Raw genomic sequence first — 15,597 nt, 5'->3', positions numbered from 1 at the left:
CGTGGCACGCTGTTGCCGTGCCCGCAGATCCTGCCGCCGAGCTGTACCCCGGTGACATCAAGTCGGTGCTGCTCTCCGAGGACGAGATCCAGGCTCGGGTCGCCGAACTGGGTGCGCAGGTCGCCGAGAGCTACCGGGACGCCGTTACTGAGAACGGGCAGGATCTTCTGCTGGTGACGGTGCTCAAGGGTGCGGTCATGTTCGTCACCGACCTGGCCCGCGCCATTGCGCTGCCCACCCAGTTGGAGTTCATGGCCGTCAGCTCGTACGGATCGTCGACGTCGTCATCGGGTGTGGTGCGCATCCTCAAGGACCTCGACCGCGACATCAACGACCGCGACGTGCTGATCGTGGAAGACATCGTCGACTCCGGCCTGACCCTGAAGTGGTTGCTCCGCAACCTCGCCACGCGCCATCCGCGGTCGCTGCAGGTGTGCACCCTGCTTCGCAAGCCCGAAGCCATCCGCGTGGACCTCGACATCACCTACATAGGATTCGACATCCCCAACGAGTTCGTCGTCGGCTACGGCCTTGACTACGCCGAGCGCTACCGGGACCTGCCCTACATCGGCACCCTCGACCCGAAGGTCTACGAGGAACAGATTTAGGGCACCGGTGGGCAACTCATCGGTGAGCCTGGCTCAGCCGAGCTCCCATACCACCGTCACCGAGAAGCCGACGGTCTGCTGACCCGGCTCCATCGGCACGGCCGCTTCGGACATGGCGTCATACCGCGGCATCGGCGTTGGCGGCGGGACGTTGGCCCCGGCCTCGGTAATCGAGATGACCTTGCCCAGGTCCAATCCGGACAACCCGGCGTACTGCTCGGCGCGATCCTTGGCGTCGTTGAAGGCCCGTGCGCGGGCGTCCTTGACCAGCTGCGAGTCGTCTTCGATGGAGAGTTTCACCGAGTTGATCCTGGTGGTGTTGCCGCCTGCGGTCTGAATCGCGGTGATCACCGCCGAGGCGACGTCGAACTTGCGGACCTTCACCGCGATCGAGTTGCTCGCCCGATACGCCGTGATGACGGAGTTGTCCCCGTACTGCGGCTGCAGGCTGACCCCGGTGGTGCTGATGTCCTTGGCGTCGATGCCCTGGCTCTTCACCCCGTCGAGCACCGCTGACATGCGTTCGTTGCTCTGGCCGAGGGCGGACGTGGCGTCGGACGCGATGGCCTCGATCGCGGCATCGACGGTGACGGTGTCGGGTGTGCCCTCTACCTTGCCCGAGCCCACGACAGTGACCTCGCGGATCTGGGGATCGGCCGCAGGAGCGGCAGGACCGGACGTCGCGTCGCAGGCCGCGAGTCCGGCCACGGCGAGCCCCGCCGCGGCGAGGACGAGGAGTCGGGTGGACGTCTTCGTCCGTGCGGCGATCGGCATACAGGCACCCTACAGATTCGGCAGAACCAGAATCCACGTCCACCTCACCCTCGGCGATCGGCCGCAGCGAGTTCGCGAACCCCGCGACGACGAGCCGCGTTCGGTTCGGCGCCCTGCGCAGGACGTCGTCGATGACGCCGGGGGCGCCCACCGCCTCGAAGACGACGGCGGCCGCGGTGGAGTCGAACGGTGAGCCGTCGGCCGGGTCGACGGTGCGGTGTGCCCCGACGATCGTGGCCAATTCGCGGCGCTTCGCCGAGAAGTCAGACGCCACAATGGTTTCCACTCCACGCCCGCCTGCGACAGCAGCACCGGTATCGACGTGACCAGGGTGCCCGCCGGCGGCGCCTCGGTATCCGGCCCCACGTCGAGGTTTTCGGCGCTGAACTCGTCACCCATGAAGAGGTCGACCTCCGCGCCCCCGATGGCAGGCAGACCCTCCAGTTGCGTGCGCATCAGGTGCTCTTCCCGTTCTGTTGCGCTCCGGCCTTCTGCTGTGCGTCTGCCTTCTGTTCGTCGACGTGTTCGGTGATCGCGTTCACGATGGCCTCGCCCGCCCTGCCGAGCAGTTGGTTCCGGATGCCGTTGGCCCATTCGTGCGATGCGTGGGACGCGGTGAGCTGACCCTTGAAGTGCGGCATCACTTCTCGCGCGAATAGATCGTAGGAATGGTAGGTGGCCTCGGGGGACGCCCAGTCGTGGCCGAGCAGCAGGAAGGTTCCGAACCCGCCGGACCGGTCCAGCAGATCCTGAATGTAGGTCACCGCGTCGGCCGGTGTGCCGATGCAGCAATTGCCCTTGCCCGCATAGTCTTCGACGAACTGCCGCGGCGTCTGGTCGCCCTCGACCTCGTTGTTGAGCGGTACGAAGCCTGCCGCTCCGAAGTAGTTCGCGAAGTCCTGCAGTCCATACGTGCAGTCGTCGATGGCCTGGTCCCGGGTGTCGGCCAGGTGGATGATGCCCAGCATCCGCCAGTCCTTGCGGTCGGGTGCGTCGCGACCCGCCTTGGCGGCCTGCTCACCGACGACGTCCCAGGTGGTCTCCAACGCGGCGAAGCCGCCGGGTACCGACATCGACAGCGAAAGCAGCGAGGTGCCGAGCGCCCCGGCCAGGCGCGGCCCGGACGGGGAGATCATTGCCGCGCAAGCGATTTCGGGATACGGCCAGGTATAGGGCCGGATGTGCAGAGCGGCGTCGCGCAGCGTGAACCAGTCGGTCTGCCGGTTGATCCGCTCGTCGGGGGTGGCGCGGAAGAGTGCCAGGATCGCTTCGAGCGACTCCTGCATCATCGGCCGCTGGTTCACCGGGTCGATGCCCATCATGTAGGCGTCGGAAGGCAGCGCTCCAGGGCCGGTGCCGAAGATCACCCGCCCGCGTGTGAGGTGGTCGAGCAGCACCCACCGGTCGGCCACCATCAACGGGTGGTGGTAGGGCAGCGACACCACCCCGGTGCCGAACCGGATGTGCTTGGTGCGTTCGGCGGCCGCCGCGATGAACACCTCGGGGCAGGCGATCAACTCGTAGCCACCCGAATGGTGCTCGCCGAACCAGGCCTCGTCGAAGCCGAGGCGATCCAGTGCCTCGACCCGGTCCATGTCGTACTGGAGTGCGTTGGTGGGGGATTGGCCGACCGGATGAAACGGCGTGATGAACACCCCGAAGTTCAGCGGTCTGCTCACCTCGACTCCAATCCGGCCAGGAACTCCAGAATCGCCGCGTTGACCTCGTCCGGTCGCTCCTGCTGAATCCAGTGGCCGGCACCGTCGAGCATGATTTCGCGGTATGGGCCGGACACGACGTCGGACACCCTGTCGCGCCCCATGAAGCCGAGCACGGGGTCCGCGGTTCCCGCGATGAACAGCGTCGGCACCGAGATGACGGACGCCGGGGTGTTCTCGGTCAGCTCCCAGTTGCGGTCGAAGTTGCGGTACCAGTTGAGGCCGCCGGTGAAGCCGGTGCGGGTGAACTCGGCGACGTAGTGGTCGATCTCGTCCTGGCTTATCCAGTCCGGTATTCCGTCGGGCTCGGGCAACCGGTCGATGAAGCCGTCGGGTCCCGGTGCGGCCATCCGCATCCCAGTGGCCATGTCGGCATCCGATCGCAGCCCGCCGATCATCCGGCGAATCGTTCTGGCCGGATCACCACCGAGCTCGGCGTCGGCGACGCCGGGTTCCTGGAAGTAGAGGATGTAGAAGAAGTTCTCGCCGAAGATGCCGCGCCAGATCTGCGTGGGCGGCGAAGGCGCTCGGGGCACCGGAGGCACGCTCAGCGCGACGACGCCCGACACCCGATCCGGGTGGAACAGGGGAAAGTTCGTCACGACCGGTGAGCCCCAGTCGTGCCCGATCACCACGGCCCGCTCGGCTCCGACGTCGTCCAGCAGGCCGGCGATGTCCCCGGTGAGCGCGACGATGCTGTAGTCCTCGATGGCGTCCGGTTTCGACGAGCCGCCGTAGCCGCGCTGATCGGGAGCGAGCACGTGGTAGCCGGCATCGGCCAGCACCGGTATCTGGTGGCGCCACGAGTACGCCAGCTCCGGGAAGCCGTGGGCCAGCACCAGGACGGGCGCGCCGCGGTCGCCGGCCTCGGTCACCCTCGACTGCACACCATTGGTGTTGACTATCCGTTCAGTGGATGTGATCACCGTCTCAGTCTGCCCTCGGATTCGAAGGGCGCGAGTTCGTGTTGGAGAAATCCAACAGAACTTGGGCACGGGTTCACGTTCGCCCCAATACCCCGTCGGGAACTGTGCGACGTTGGTCTAGCGGTAGCCTGAACTGACCTAGCTGTGCGTATCGGAAGGACCTGGCCGACGTATCCCGCCGCTGGCCGACGACAACGATGAACCGAAAAAACGTCATCCGTACCCTGACCGCGGTCGCGGTCGTGTTGCTCCTTGGGTGGTCCTTCTTCTACTTCAGCGATGACACCCGTGGTTACAAGCCCGTCGACACCTCGGTGGCGATGGCCCAGATCAACGGCGACAACGTCAAGAGCGCGCAGATCGACGACCGCGAACAGCAGGTCCGCCTCGACCTGAAGAGCGGCAACGGCGACACCGAGAACAGCGACAAGGTCATCGCCAAGTACCCGACGGGGTACGGGGTGCAGTTGTTCGATGCGTTGAGCGCCAAGAACGCCAAGACCAATACCGTCGTCAACCAGGGCAGCGTGCTGGGCTCGCTGCTCATCTACCTGCTGCCGCTGCTGCTGCTCGTCGGGCTGTTCGTGATGTTCTCCCGCATGCAGTCCGGCGGCCGGATGGGCTTCGGCTTCGGCAAGTCGAAGGCCAAGCAGCTGGGCAAGGACATGCCCAGCACCACGTTCGCCGACGTCGCCGGTGTCGACGAGGCGGTCGAGGAGCTCTACGAGATCAAGGACTTCCTGCAGAACCCCTCGCGCTACCAGGCGCTCGGCGCCAAGATCCCGAAGGGCGTGCTGCTCTACGGTCCGCCAGGCACGGGCAAGACGCTGTTGGCCCGCGCCGTCGCCGGTGAGGCGGGCGTGCCGTTCTTCACCATTTCGGGTTCGGACTTCGTGGAGATGTTCGTCGGCGTCGGCGCCTCGCGGGTCCGGGACATGTTCGAGCAGGCCAAACAGAACAGTCCCTGCATCATCTTCGTCGACGAGATCGACGCCGTCGGCCGTCAGCGCGGTGCAGGCCTCGGCGGTGGACACGACGAACGCGAGCAGACGCTGAACCAGCTGCTGGTCGAGATGGACGGCTTCGGCGAACGCCAGGGCGTCATCCTCATCGCGGCCACCAACCGCCCCGACATCCTGGACCCTGCGCTGCTGCGGCCCGGCCGGTTCGACCGGCAGATCCCGGTGTCCAACCCCGACATCGCAGGCAGGCGTGCGGTGCTGCGGGTGCATTCGGCGGGCAAGCCGGTGGCACCCGACGCCGACCTCGACGGACTGGCGAAGCGGACCGTCGGGATGTCGGGCGCCGACCTGGCCAACGTCATCAACGAGGCCGCGCTGCTCACCGCCCGTGAGAACGGCACCGTGATCACCGGGGCCGCGCTCGAGGAGGCCGTGGACCGGGTCGTCGGCGGTCCGCGCCGCAAGGGCCGCATCATCAGCGAGCACGAGAAGAAGATCACCGCCTACCACGAAGGCGGGCACACGCTGGCCGCCTGGGCGATGCCGGACATCGAGCCGATCTACAAGGTGACGATCCTGGCCCGCGGGCGCACCGGCGGTCACGCCGTCGCCGTACCCGAGGACGACAAGGGTCTGATGACCCGCTCGGAGATGATCGCGCGACTGGTCTTCGCCATGGGTGGACGCGCCGCCGAGGAACTGGTGTTCCGCGAGCCGACCACCGGCGCGGTCTCCGACATCGATCAGGCCACCAAGATCGCCCGTGCCATGGTCACCGAGTACGGCATGAGCTCCAAGCTCGGTGCGGTCAAGTACGGCACCGAGCACGGTGATCCGTTCCTCGGTCGCACCATGGGCAACCAGGCCGACTACAGCCACGAGGTCGCCCAGATCATCGACGACGAGGTGCGCAAGCTGATCGAGGCCGCCCACACCGAGGCGTGGGAGATCCTCAGCGAGTACCGCGACGTGCTCGACATCCTGGCCGGCGAACTGCTGGAGAAGGAGACCCTGCACCGCGTCGAGCTGCAGGCCATCTTCTCCGATGTGAAGAAGCGGCCGCGGCTCACCATGTTCGACGACTTCGGTGGCCGCGTGCCGTCGGACAAGCCACCGATCAAGACGCCCGGCGAGCTGGCCATCGAGCGCGGCGAGGAGTGGCCGAAGCCGGCGCCCGAGCCCGCATTCAAGGTCGCCATCGCCGCCGCGACCAAGGCCGCCGAGGCGGCAGCGCGGCACAACGGCTCGAACGGTGTCGGCGGCAACGGTTCTCCGGTCAATCGCAACGGCGAGCACCCCAGCGGTGCACCCGGAGCCGGTCCCACCCAGCCCGACTACGGCGCCCCCGCGGGCTGGCACGCGCCCGGCTGGCCGCCGCCCCACCCCGGTCAACACCCCCAGGGTTACTGGTACCCGCCGCCACCGCCGCCTCCGTCGGGCTGGCAGCAGCCGCATGTCGGCGCCGGAGCGCCTCCTCCTCCCCATGCCGGCGCCGGAGCGCCTCCTCCTCCCCATGTCGGCGCCGGAGCGCCTCCGGCGCCCTACCCGCCATATCAGCCGTACCCGCAGCCCGGGCAGCACGTCCCGCAGGGTGGCGCACCCGCGCCCGCCCCGCATGACGAACAGAATCGCGGTGACCGGTCCGATGACCGGCATGATCCGCCGCCCCCTGGCTGATACGAACGGAGCCACCAGATGACGCGGTCGAAGATCGATCCGGCCACGCTCACCCTCCCCCAATTCGACCAGGAGCGCGCCGAGGCCGCCGTGCGCGAGTTGCTGATCGCGATCGGGGAAGATCCTGAGCGACATGGCCTGGTCGACACCCCGGCCCGGGTGGCCAGGGCGTACCGGGAGATGTTCGCGGGGCTCTACATCAACCCCGACGACGTCCTCAACACCACGTTCGACGAACAACACGACGAGCTCGTGTTGGTCAAGGACATCCCGATGTACTCGACGTGCGAGCACCACCTGGTGGCCTTCCACGGTGTCGCGCACGTCGGCTACATCCCCGGGGTACACGGCCGGATCACCGGTCTGTCCAAGCTCGCCAGGGTGGTGGACCTCTACGCCAAACGGCCGCAGGTGCAGGAGCGCCTGACCGGGCAGGTCGCCGACGCAATGATGCGCAAGCTCGATCCCCGCGGCGTCATCGTCGTCGTCGAGGCCGAGCACCTCTGCATGGCGATGCGCGGCGTCCGCAAGCCGGGAGCCACCACCACGACCTCGGCGGTGCGTGGGCAGTTCAAAACCGACTCCACCCTGCGGTCCGAGGCGCTGGATCTCATCCTGCGGAAGTGAGCCCGATGCGCACGCAGGTGATGGGGGTCGTCAACGTCACCGACGACTCCTTCTCCGACGGGGGCCTCTTCCTGGACCGCGACCGCGCCGTCGAGCATGGTCTTGCGCTGGCGGCGCTTGGCGCGGCGATCATCGACGTTGGCGGCGAGTCCACCCGCCCCGGTGCGACTCGCGTCGACGCGAGCATCGAGACGGCCCGGGTGATACCGGTGATCAAAGATCTTGCCGGGCAAGGCATCACGGTCAGTATCGACACCATGCACGCCGAGGTGGCACGGGCCGCGCTCGAGAACGGCGCCCGGATCGTCAACGACGTGTCCGGCGGGCTGGCCGACCCCGCCATGGCGCCCCTGCTCGCCGACGCAGGGGTGCCCTGGGTGTTGATGCACTGGCGCTCGGTCGATGCGGACCGGCCGCACCAGGCGCCCGACTACGCCGACGTCGTCTCCGACGTCCGCACCGAACTCTTGCGCAGCGTGGACGCCGCGGTGTCGGCCGGTGTCGACCCGGCTCAACTGATCATCGATCCGGGCCTGGGGTTCGCCAAGAACGCCGAACACAACTGGTCGCTGCTGCGCGCGCTGCCGCAGTTCGTCGCGACGGGCATCCCGGTACTGGTCGGCGCGTCCCGCAAGCGCTTCCTCGGGACGCTGCTGGCCGATCCCAAGGGAGTGCCGCGGGATCCGGCAGGCCGGGAGACCGCCACCGCGGTGATCTCCGCGCTGGCCGCCCAACACGGGGTGTGGGGCGTGCGCGTGCATGACGTCGGGGCTAGCATCGACGCGCTCAAGGTCGTCGAGGCGTGGTCCGGTGAGGCGCATGGCTGACCGAATCGAGTTGCGCGGCTTGACCGTTCGTGGTCAGCACGGCGTGTTCGAGCACGAACGCCTGGACGGGCAGGACTTCGTCGTCGACGTCACGGTGTGGATCGACCTCGCTGCGGCCGCGGCGAGCGACGAACTCGTCGACACGCTCGACTACGGCGCTCTGGCGCAGCGGGCGGCCGACGTCGTGGCCGGGCCGCCGCGGAACCTGATCGAGACCGTCGCCGCCGAGATCGCCGAAGGCGTGATGACCGACGAGCGCGTGTACGCCGTCGAGGTCGTCGTGCACAAGCCCAACGCACCGATCCCATTGACGTTCAACGACGTCGCCGTCGTGGCGAGGCGGTCGCGTAGGGGTGGCCGAGGTGACGCGCCATGAGTCCCCGAAGACGACCCCGAGTGAGGATCGCAGCGAGGCACGAGCGAGGACCGGAGCGAGCGGGAGTCGAGGCATGAGCACTGTCGTGTTGTCGATCGGGTCCAACCTGGGCGATCGCCTTGCGCTGCTGCAGTCGGTGGTCGACGGACTCGGCGATGCCGTCCGATCGGTGTCACCGGTCTACGAGACGGATGCGTGGGGCGGCGTCGAACAGGGTGCGTTCCTCAACGCCGTCGTCGTCGCCGACGACCCCGCCCTCGACTGCCACGGTTGGCTGCGACGCGGCCAGGAACTCGAGAATGCCGGCGGCCGGGTCCGCGACGAACGTTGGGGCCCACGCACACTCGACGTCGACCTGGTCACCTGCCACGCCGGCGACATCGAGGTGCGGTCGGACGACGAGGTGCTCACCCTGCCGCATCCGTATGCGCACGAGCGCGCCTTCGTGCTGGTCCCGTGGCTCGCGGTGGACGCCGCCGCCACGCTGACGGTCGGCGGCCGGGCGCGGCCCGTCGCGGAGCTGCTGGACGCCATCGACCCGGCCGAGCGGGTCGGGGTGCGGCGCACGGACCTGGCCCTGGTGACGTGATGGGGCCGACCCGCAAACGTGACCTCACGGCCGCGACGGTGATCGCCGCCGTCATCGGCTACGTCCTGGTGCTCGGGTTGTACCGATGGTTCCCGCCGATCACCATGGTGACCGGGCTGTCTCTGCTTGCGGTCGCCGCCGCCGAGGCGGCTTGGGCGTTCTACATCCGGTCGAAGGTCAACGACGGCAAGATCGGCCCCGGTCCCGGTCGGCTGCATCCGCTCGCCGTGGCGCGTTCCGTCACGATCGCGAAGGCGTCGGCGTGGGTGGGCGCGCTGGCACTCGGCTGGTGGGTCGGAGTGCTGGCGTACCTGATCCCGCGGCGCGGTGCGTTGCAGGTCGCGGGGGAGGACACCGCGGGCGCATTGGTGGCGGCGGCGAGTGCGCTGGCGCTGGTGATCGCCGCGCTCTGGCTTCAGCATTGCTGCAAGTCGCCGCAGGACCCGCCGGAGAACCCCGACGGCGTACCCGAGTAGCTGAAGCCGCCGGTGGGAGGCCGAATCGCCGCAGGGGTCGACACGCTGGGTGACCTGTGACGGGTACAGTCAGCCCATGACCGAACCGACCCGTGGACCACGCTCTCGGCGTGGAAACCGCAGGCCGGGATGGGTTCTGCTTACGGCGTTGCTGGTGCTCGCGATCGTGGCCAGTTCGGCCCTGGTGTTCACCAATCGGGTGGAGTTACTCAAGCTTGCCGTAATCATCGCGTTGTGGGCAGCGGTGGTCGCTGCGTTCGTTTCGTTCATCTACCGGCGTCAGTCCGACATGGACCAGGCCAAGGCGCGAGACCTCAAGTTGGTCTACGACTTGCAACTCGATCGCGAGATCTCCGCGCGGCGCGAGTACGAACTGTCGGTCGAATCCCAACTCAGGCGAGAGCTCACATCCGAGTTGCGCGCACAGAGCTCCGACGAGGTGGCCAGCCTGCGCGCTGAGCTGGCCGCGCTGCGGGCTAACCTCGAAATCATCTTCGACACCGACCTGCAGCATCGCCCCGCCATCGAGACCGAACGCACCAGCGTCCACAACTTCCCCGACTGGTCGGTCGCCCCGGAGGGCTTCGGAGGGCAGGAGCGGAGTGACCGGGGAGTCAGCCCGGGCCGGGTGATGAGCAGCCGGCTCGACACCGAGGACCGGGACGACGCCGATCCCAACACCGAAGAGAGCCCCATCATCGACGTACCCGTCGAGCCGAATCCGCCGGAACACGAGTGGGCGCCGCAGCCCGTCTACGGCGGCGCGCACCGCAGGCCGTCTGAGGTGGAACCCGGGCAGCGCGGCTGGCCACCGCAGCCTCCGCCGTCCACGCCGCAGGAGCCGCCGCCGCCACCGCCCCCCGAGCCCGAGGTCCAGTCGCCATGGCTGCCGCCCGAGCCGGCGCTCCGGCCGACGCCACCACCGCCACCGCCGGTGCAGCCCGCTGCGGCGGCACCGCAGTGGCAGGAGCCCGAGCGGTCGAGACGCCACAGTGCGTCCGGCGATCCGGAATGGCGTCCTGCACCCGCGGAGGGGCAGTTCATCCCGGCGGGCAGCCCGGGCAGCAACTGGCTGTCGCAGGTGACGGAGAACGGCTCGTCCGCGTATCCGCCCGAGCCCGCGCCCGCGCCCGCGCCCGAGCCGCCATCCCCGCCAGAGCCCTCACCCTCGCCAGAGCCGGCGATGACGCCGCCGCACGCCGAGGTGCCGCGAGGTCGCCACGCCACCGCCGGCCAGACCGCCGCGGAACCCTCGCGACGCTCCAGGCACTCCGCGCCCAACGACGTCGACCCCGGCCGACGCCCGCCACCCCCGCCGACGCTGGCCCCGCCACCGCCGCCTGCGGCGGCGCCGCAGTCCGAATCAGAACGTGCCGCACGTCACCGTGGGCTCGACGAACCGGACCCGGAGGACGGACAGCACATCGGTGGCCAGCCATTATCCGAACTGCTAGCACGTTTGCAGGTCGGCTCGACGGGCGGCGGCCGGCGCCGTCGTCGCGAGGAATGAGTTAGTCTCAAGGCGCCCGTCCGGTACCCGCAGCGCGGGACTGGAACGAAGTAACTCATGACGTCAGCGAGGTCGTCTGCAGTGGGGACCCCCAACGGATTCCGTCCGGCTCGGCTTGCCATCGGCATCATCTCCGCCGGTCGCGTGGGTACGGCGCTGGGCGTCGCACTGGAGCGTGCCGAGCACGTCGTGGTCGCGTGCAGCGCCATCTCACAGGCGTCGCGCCAACGCGCCGAGCGTCGGCTGCCCGACACCCCGGTGCTACCCGTGGACGAGGTCGCCAGCCGGGCGGATTTGCTGCTGCTGGCCGTGCCCGACACCGAACTCGCCGGTCTGGTCTCCGGGCTGGCCGCGACCGGGTCGGCGCGGCCGGGTGCCATCGTCGCGCACACCGCGGGGGCCAACGGCATCGCCGTGCTGAACCCGCTCACCGAACAAGGTTGCGTGCCGCTGGCGATCCACCCCGCGATGACGTTCACCGGATCCGACGAGGACATCGTCCGACTGTCCGACTCGTGCTTCGGCGTCACCGCCGCCGACGAGGTCGGGTACGCCATCGCCCAGTCGCTGGTCCTCGAGATCGGCGGGGAGCCCTTCCGGGTTCCCGAGGACGTCCGCACGCTGTACCACGCGGCGCTGGCCCACGCGGGCAACCATGTGACCACCGTGCTGCTCGACGCCGTGGAGGCATTGCGCGGTGCGCTGAAGGGCCAGGGGCTGCTCGGCCAGGAGTTGGTCGGCGATGCGCCGGGCGGCCTCGCGGAGCGCGTGATCGGTCCGCTTGCCCGCGCATCGTTGGAGAACGCGTTGCAGCGCGGCCAGGCCGCCCTGACCGGGCCGGTCGCCCGAGGCGATGCGGCAGCCGTCATCGCGCACTTGCATGCCCTTCACGAATTGGATCCCGAACTGGCGCAGGCGTATCGAGCCAACTCGGTGCGTACCGCGCAGCGCGCGCACGCGCCAGCCGACGTGTTCGCCGCGTTGGCCGAACCGTCGACGTCAGGAGGGCAGCCGTGACCGCCCGCAGGCCACCGAAGTTCACGCCGGGGGAACTCAACGTCTACGCGCGTCCGCAGGACGTGTCGGACGTGTCGCGCGCATTGCGGACCACCGGTCGCCGCGTCGTGTTGGTGCCGACCATGGGTGCCCTGCACGACGGCCACCTGGCTCTGGTGCGGGCAGCCAAGCGGGTTCAGGGTGCGGTGGTGGTGGTGTCGATCTTCGTCAACCCCTTGCAGTTCGGCGCAGGAGAGGACCTGGACGCCTACCCGCGCCAGCTCGACGACGACCTGGCCGTGCTGCGCGCCGAGGGGGTGGAGGTGGTCTTCACACCGACCGTCGCCGACATGTATCCGCACGGCCAGAGAACCACCGTCGTGCCGGGGCCGCTCGGTGCCGAACTCGAAGGCGGTTCCCGGCCAACGCACTTCGCCGGGATGCTGACAGTCGTGCTCAAGTTGGTCCAGATCGTGCGGCCCGACCGGGCGTTTTTCGGCGAGAAGGACTACCAGCAACTGGTGCTGGTGCGGCACATGGTCGATGACCTGAACGTCGACGTGACGATCGTCGGCGTGCCGATCGTGCGCGAACCGGACGGTCTGGCCTTGTCGTCGCGCAACCGGTACCTCGACGAGGTGGAGCGGGAGCAGGCCGGTGCACTGTCGGCCGCTCTGCTCGCGGGCATGTACGCCGCGTCGCGGGGGGCGTCCGAGGCGCTGGACGCCGCGCACGCGGTGCTCGTCGAGGTGCCCGCGATCGAGGTGGACTACTTGGTGGTACGCGACACCTGGCTTGGCCCGGCGCCTCTCGAGGGAGTGGCCCGGTTGCTGGTGGCGGCGCGCCTTGGCCGGATCAGACTTCTGGACAACATCGCAATAGACATCGGCGCAACGGCCGGCATCGACGGGCATTCCCGGGTCGAGTCGGACCAGAATCACGAATTACCCTGGAGGAATTGATGTTACGAACCATGTTGAAGTCGAAGATCCATCGGGCCACGGTGACGCAGGCCGATCTGCACTACGTCGGCTCGGTCACGATCGACGCCGAGCTGATGGACGCCGCCGACCTGCTCGAGGGTGAGCAGGTGACCATCGTCGACATCGACAACGGCAACCGGTTGGTGACCTACGCCATCACCGGTGAGCGGGGCAGCGGTGTGATCGGGATCAACGGCGCGGCAGCGCATCTGGTGCATCCGGGCGATCTGGTGATCCTCATCGCCTATGCCACCATGGAGGACGCCGAGGCCCGCGCCTACCAACCGCGGGTGGTCTTCGTGGACGGGCAGAACCGCCCACTCGACTTCGGCCACGACCTTGCCTTCGTGCCTGCCGACGCCGCCGACCTGATGTCTCCGCGGTAGCGCCGTGCTGCTGGCCATCGACGTCCGCAACACCCACACCGTCGTCGGCTTGGTGGAGGGCTCCGGCGACCACGCCAAGGTGGTGCAGAACTGGCGGATCCGCACCGAATCCGAGGTCACCGCCGACGAATTGGCCCTCACCATCGACGGCCTGATCGGCGACGACGCCGAGCGGCTGACCGGCGCCACCGGTCTGTCCACGGTGCCGTCGGTGCTGCACGAGATCCGCGTGATGCTCGAACAGTACTGGCCCTCGGTGCCGCACGTGCTCATCGAACCCGGTGTGCGGACCGGGATTCCGCTGCTCGTCGACAATCCCAAGGAGGTCGGCGCCGACCGCATCGTGAACTGCCTTGCGGCGTTTCAGCGGTTCCAGTCGGCGGCGATCGTCGTCGACTTCGGGTCGTCGATCTGCGTGGACGTCGTGTCGCGGAAGGGCGAGTTCCTCGGCGGTGCGATCGCCCCTGGCGTGCAGGTGTCGTCGGACGCCGCCGCGGCGCGCTCGGCCGCACTCCGCCGCGTCGAGCTGACCCGGCCGCGGTCGGTCATCGGGAAGAACACCGTCGAGTGCATGCAGGCAGGGGCGGTGTTCGGCTTCGCGGGCTTGGTCGACGGCCTGGTGACCCGGGTGCGCGAGGACGTCGACGGCTTCGGGGGCGACGACGTCGCGGTGGTGGCCACCGGGCACACCGCGCCTCTGGTGTTGCCCGACTTGCGCACCGTCCAGCACTACGACAAACACTTGACGCTCAACGGTCTGCGCCTGGTGTTCGAACGCAACCGCGACAATCAGCGCGGCAAGCTCAAGCAGGCCCGCTGACTCTGCGGATTCACGCCTGTGCCAGCGGACCCAGCGGGACCCGATTCAACGGCTTGCGCGGACTGCCCGACGTGCATCCCGAGACCGCGATGTGGCTGCCCGGATTCTGGGCCAGTGCCTGATCTTCGGCATCCTTGCGGGTCGATCCCGTCGCGGTGTTCCATTCCTGCGCGCCAAGGATGGCCATCGCCGCGCAGGTGTTCGTGAACGTCCCGAACCAGACGCAGTGGTTTCCCCCATTGTCCTGGCAGATCGACAGTGAGTCGATCCTGGACTGGTCGTAGACGCCCCTGACGGCGATCCCGGGGATGCCGCTCTGGAACGAGTAGGCCAGCCCGATGTAGAGGTCCGGCGCGGCGTTGGCCGGAGTGGCCGAACCAAGGGCCCCCGCGAGTACGGCGCCTGCGGCCAGCGTGGCCGCAGCCACGATCCGAGTCCGGCTGATCGTGTCGTTGTTCATGGTGCTCTCCTTCGTGTGACGGGGCCGCCCGGTTTTGGGCGGTCGTCTATTGGAGGGAGCGGGTGCCCCGGAGATCACACTTTTGCCATCAACTCCGCCCAGAATTCCCCGCTTGCGGACTGCTCGCGGGACTAGAAGAAGGTGCGGACGAGGTCGACCACGCGGCCGTCGTCGTCGAGCACCGGGATCAACTGCCACTTGTCGAACACCGTGCACGGGTGCGAGATGCCGAACTCGAGCCAGCTCCCGACGGCCACGCGGTCTCGGTCCGCAGGGCCGACCCGCAAATAGGCGTGCTGGTCGTTGAGTTTGACCACGGCACTGTTCTCCAGTCCGTGGGGCACCGGCAGATCGGCATCGAACGAGACGTCGCGCCTGCCCATGCTGAGCAGCGCCAGGTCCGGTTCCGGGCGCGACACCACCTGCGCCCACACCGTCAGCGCGGGCCGTAGTCCCAGGGGTCCGCGAAGCGGCGACGTGCGCCGGTACAGGCCGTCGTCGTGGGTGAGGTAGCACCCGCTGCGCAGGATCGTGCGGATCGGCAGACCCGTCGGCCACCCGCCGGTCAACTCGTCGGCGACCGCGTCGAAGTACGTGCTTCCGCCCGCGGTCAGCACGACCTCGTCGGCCTCGAAGAGACCGGCCAACCGCGTCACGGCCCCGCGCAGCTCCCGCAGGTATGCCCGCACCCCGGCGTACCCGTCCGGCGTGACGTCATGGCCTCCCGCGGCCTCGTAGCCGGCTACCCCCACCAGTCGCAGCCGCTCCGAATCGGCCGCCGCGCGTGCCACCGCGTCGACCGCGTCGGCGCCCCGGCAGCCGGTGCGGCCGCCGCTCATGCCGACCTCCACGCAGACGTCGAGCTGCCGACCGACGCCCGCG

17 protein-coding genes and 1 pseudogene are annotated in these 15,597 nt (G+C 68.7%); 12 read left to right on the top strand and 6 right to left on the bottom strand.

The window, feature by feature from the left end:
• Window positions 1-17 precede the first annotated feature (17 nt).
• Window positions 18-608 carry a hypoxanthine phosphoribosyltransferase gene (hpt, locus tag QOC69_RS12090; protein WP_526439688.1) on the top strand — a complete coding sequence of 197 codons (591 nt, stop codon included), beginning with the start codon at window positions 18-20 and terminating at the stop codon, window positions 606-608.
• A 33-nt stretch (window positions 609-641) separates the two neighbouring features.
• On the opposite strand, the gene QOC69_RS12085 is transcribed toward hpt, so the two are convergent.
• The 4 genes and pseudogenes from QOC69_RS12085 to QOC69_RS12070 all read right to left on the bottom strand — a co-directional run bounded on the left by QOC69_RS12085 (window position 642) and on the right by QOC69_RS12070 (window position 4,026).
• A complete protein-coding gene (locus tag QOC69_RS12085) occupies window positions 642-1,382 on the bottom strand; it encodes an SIMPL domain-containing protein (RefSeq protein ID WP_526439686.1) in 741 nt (246 codons plus the stop codon).
• A 34-nt stretch (window positions 1,383-1,416) separates the two neighbouring features.
• A pseudogene (locus QOC69_RS12080) lies at window positions 1,417-1,790 on the bottom strand (hypothetical protein); the annotation flags it as partial.
• A gap of 47 nt (window positions 1,791-1,837) precedes the next feature.
• Window positions 1,838-3,061 (bottom strand): LLM class flavin-dependent oxidoreductase, encoded by a 1,224-nt coding sequence (locus QOC69_RS12075; RefSeq protein ID WP_526439684.1) that lies wholly within the window; start codon window positions 3,059-3,061, stop codon window positions 1,838-1,840.
• The gene (locus tag QOC69_RS12070) at window positions 3,058-4,026 is read right to left on the bottom strand and encodes an alpha/beta fold hydrolase (RefSeq protein WP_526439682.1); all 969 of its coding nucleotides are present in this window, start codon (window positions 4,024-4,026) and stop codon (window positions 3,058-3,060) included. Before QOC69_RS12070 ends, QOC69_RS12075 begins: the two co-directional genes overlap by 4 nt.
• 197 nt (window positions 4,027-4,223) lie before the next feature.
• Between QOC69_RS12070 and ftsH the strand changes: the two genes are divergently transcribed.
• The 11 genes from ftsH to QOC69_RS12015 all read left to right on the top strand — a co-directional run bounded on the left by ftsH (window position 4,224) and on the right by QOC69_RS12015 (window position 14,255).
• The gene (gene ftsH / locus QOC69_RS12065) at window positions 4,224-6,665 is read left to right on the top strand and encodes an ATP-dependent zinc metalloprotease FtsH (RefSeq protein ID WP_526439680.1); all 2,442 of its coding nucleotides are present in this window, start codon (window positions 4,224-4,226) and stop codon (window positions 6,663-6,665) included.
• An 18-nt stretch (window positions 6,666-6,683) separates the two neighbouring features.
• Window positions 6,684-7,292: a GTP cyclohydrolase I FolE gene (gene folE / locus QOC69_RS12060; RefSeq protein ID WP_526439678.1), complete on the top strand. Its 609-nt coding sequence runs from the start codon at window positions 6,684-6,686 to the stop codon at window positions 7,290-7,292.
• Between the two features lie 5 nt (window positions 7,293-7,297).
• Entirely contained in the window at window positions 7,298-8,119 is an 822-nt protein-coding gene (gene folP / locus QOC69_RS12055; protein WP_526439745.1) for a dihydropteroate synthase, read from the top strand.
• Window positions 8,112-8,495 carry a dihydroneopterin aldolase gene (gene folB, locus QOC69_RS12050; RefSeq protein WP_526439676.1) on the top strand — a complete coding sequence of 128 codons (384 nt, stop codon included), beginning with the start codon at window positions 8,112-8,114 and terminating at the stop codon, window positions 8,493-8,495. The genes folP and folB overlap by 8 nt, the downstream gene beginning before the upstream one ends.
• Window positions 8,496-8,568: 73 nt before the next feature.
• Entirely contained in the window at window positions 8,569-9,084 is a 516-nt protein-coding gene (gene folK / locus QOC69_RS12045; protein WP_526439674.1) for a 2-amino-4-hydroxy-6-hydroxymethyldihydropteridine diphosphokinase, read from the top strand.
• A complete protein-coding gene (locus QOC69_RS12040; RefSeq protein WP_526439743.1) occupies window positions 9,084-9,560 on the top strand; it encodes a DUF3180 family protein in 477 nt (158 codons plus the stop codon). Before folK ends, QOC69_RS12040 begins: the two co-directional genes overlap by 1 nt.
• Window positions 9,561-9,636: 76 nt before the next feature.
• The gene (locus QOC69_RS12035) at window positions 9,637-11,070 is read left to right on the top strand and encodes a DUF6779 domain-containing protein (protein ID WP_526439672.1); all 1,434 of its coding nucleotides are present in this window, start codon (window positions 9,637-9,639) and stop codon (window positions 11,068-11,070) included.
• A 57-nt stretch (window positions 11,071-11,127) separates the two neighbouring features.
• Complete coding sequence (locus tag QOC69_RS12030; RefSeq protein WP_526439670.1) at window positions 11,128-12,087, top strand: Rossmann-like and DUF2520 domain-containing protein; 960 nt, start codon at window positions 11,128-11,130, stop codon at window positions 12,085-12,087.
• Window positions 12,084-13,028 (top strand): pantoate--beta-alanine ligase, encoded by a 945-nt coding sequence (gene panC, locus QOC69_RS12025; RefSeq protein WP_526439668.1) that lies wholly within the window; start codon window positions 12,084-12,086, stop codon window positions 13,026-13,028. The genes QOC69_RS12030 and panC overlap by 4 nt, the downstream gene beginning before the upstream one ends.
• Entirely contained in the window at window positions 13,028-13,435 is a 408-nt protein-coding gene (gene panD, locus QOC69_RS12020; protein WP_526439741.1) for an aspartate 1-decarboxylase, read from the top strand. The genes panC and panD overlap by 1 nt, the downstream gene beginning before the upstream one ends.
• Window positions 13,436-13,439: 4 nt before the next feature.
• The gene (locus QOC69_RS12015; RefSeq protein ID WP_526439666.1) at window positions 13,440-14,255 is read left to right on the top strand and encodes a type III pantothenate kinase; all 816 of its coding nucleotides are present in this window, start codon (window positions 13,440-13,442) and stop codon (window positions 14,253-14,255) included.
• Between the two features lie 10 nt (window positions 14,256-14,265).
• On the opposite strand, the gene QOC69_RS12010 is transcribed toward QOC69_RS12015, so the two are convergent.
• On the bottom strand, window positions 14,266-14,715 hold the full coding sequence (locus QOC69_RS12010; protein ID WP_526439664.1) for a DUF4189 domain-containing protein: 450 nt from the start codon (window positions 14,713-14,715) through the stop codon (window positions 14,266-14,268).
• Window positions 14,716-14,846: 131 nt separating this feature from the next.
• Window positions 14,847-15,597: type III PLP-dependent enzyme domain-containing protein (locus QOC69_RS12005; protein WP_526439662.1), on the bottom strand; the 751-nt coding region annotated here is incomplete at its 5' end.

Origin of the sequence: Mycobacterium sp. (assembly GCF_032162105.1) — a bacterium.
In the GTDB taxonomy this organism is placed as follows: Bacteria; Actinomycetota; Actinomycetes; order Mycobacteriales; family Mycobacteriaceae; genus Mycobacterium.
The sequence above is the reverse complement of the archived record's forward strand: the minus strand, read 5'-3'. Positions and strand labels throughout refer to the sequence as shown.

Bases quoted from the DNA above. Each gene is read 5' to 3' on its own strand.
- folE (WP_526439678.1), top strand. From the start codon at position 6,684: ATGACGCGGTCGAAGATCGATCCGGCCACGCTCACCCTCCCCCAATTC.
- panD (WP_526439741.1), top strand. From the start codon at position 13,028: ATGTTACGAACCATGTTGAAGTCGAAGATCCATCGGGCCACGGTGACG.
- folP (WP_526439745.1), top strand. From the start codon at position 7,298: ATGCGCACGCAGGTGATGGGGGTCGTCAACGTCACCGACGACTCCTTC.
- QOC69_RS12040 (WP_526439743.1), top strand. From the start codon at position 9,084: ATGGGGCCGACCCGCAAACGTGACCTCACGGCCGCGACGGTGATCGCC.
- QOC69_RS12085 (WP_526439686.1), bottom strand. From the start codon at position 1,382: ATGCCGATCGCCGCACGGACGAAGACGTCCACCCGACTCCTCGTCCTC.
- QOC69_RS12035 (WP_526439672.1), top strand. From the start codon at position 9,637: ATGACCGAACCGACCCGTGGACCACGCTCTCGGCGTGGAAACCGCAGG.
- folB (WP_526439676.1), top strand. From the start codon at position 8,112: ATGGCTGACCGAATCGAGTTGCGCGGCTTGACCGTTCGTGGTCAGCAC.
- QOC69_RS12030 (WP_526439670.1), top strand. From the start codon at position 11,128: ATGACGTCAGCGAGGTCGTCTGCAGTGGGGACCCCCAACGGATTCCGT.
- ftsH (WP_526439680.1), top strand. From the start codon at position 4,224: ATGAACCGAAAAAACGTCATCCGTACCCTGACCGCGGTCGCGGTCGTG.
- folK (WP_526439674.1), top strand. From the start codon at position 8,569: ATGAGCACTGTCGTGTTGTCGATCGGGTCCAACCTGGGCGATCGCCTT.
- QOC69_RS12010 (WP_526439664.1), bottom strand. From the start codon at position 14,715: ATGAACAACGACACGATCAGCCGGACTCGGATCGTGGCTGCGGCCACG.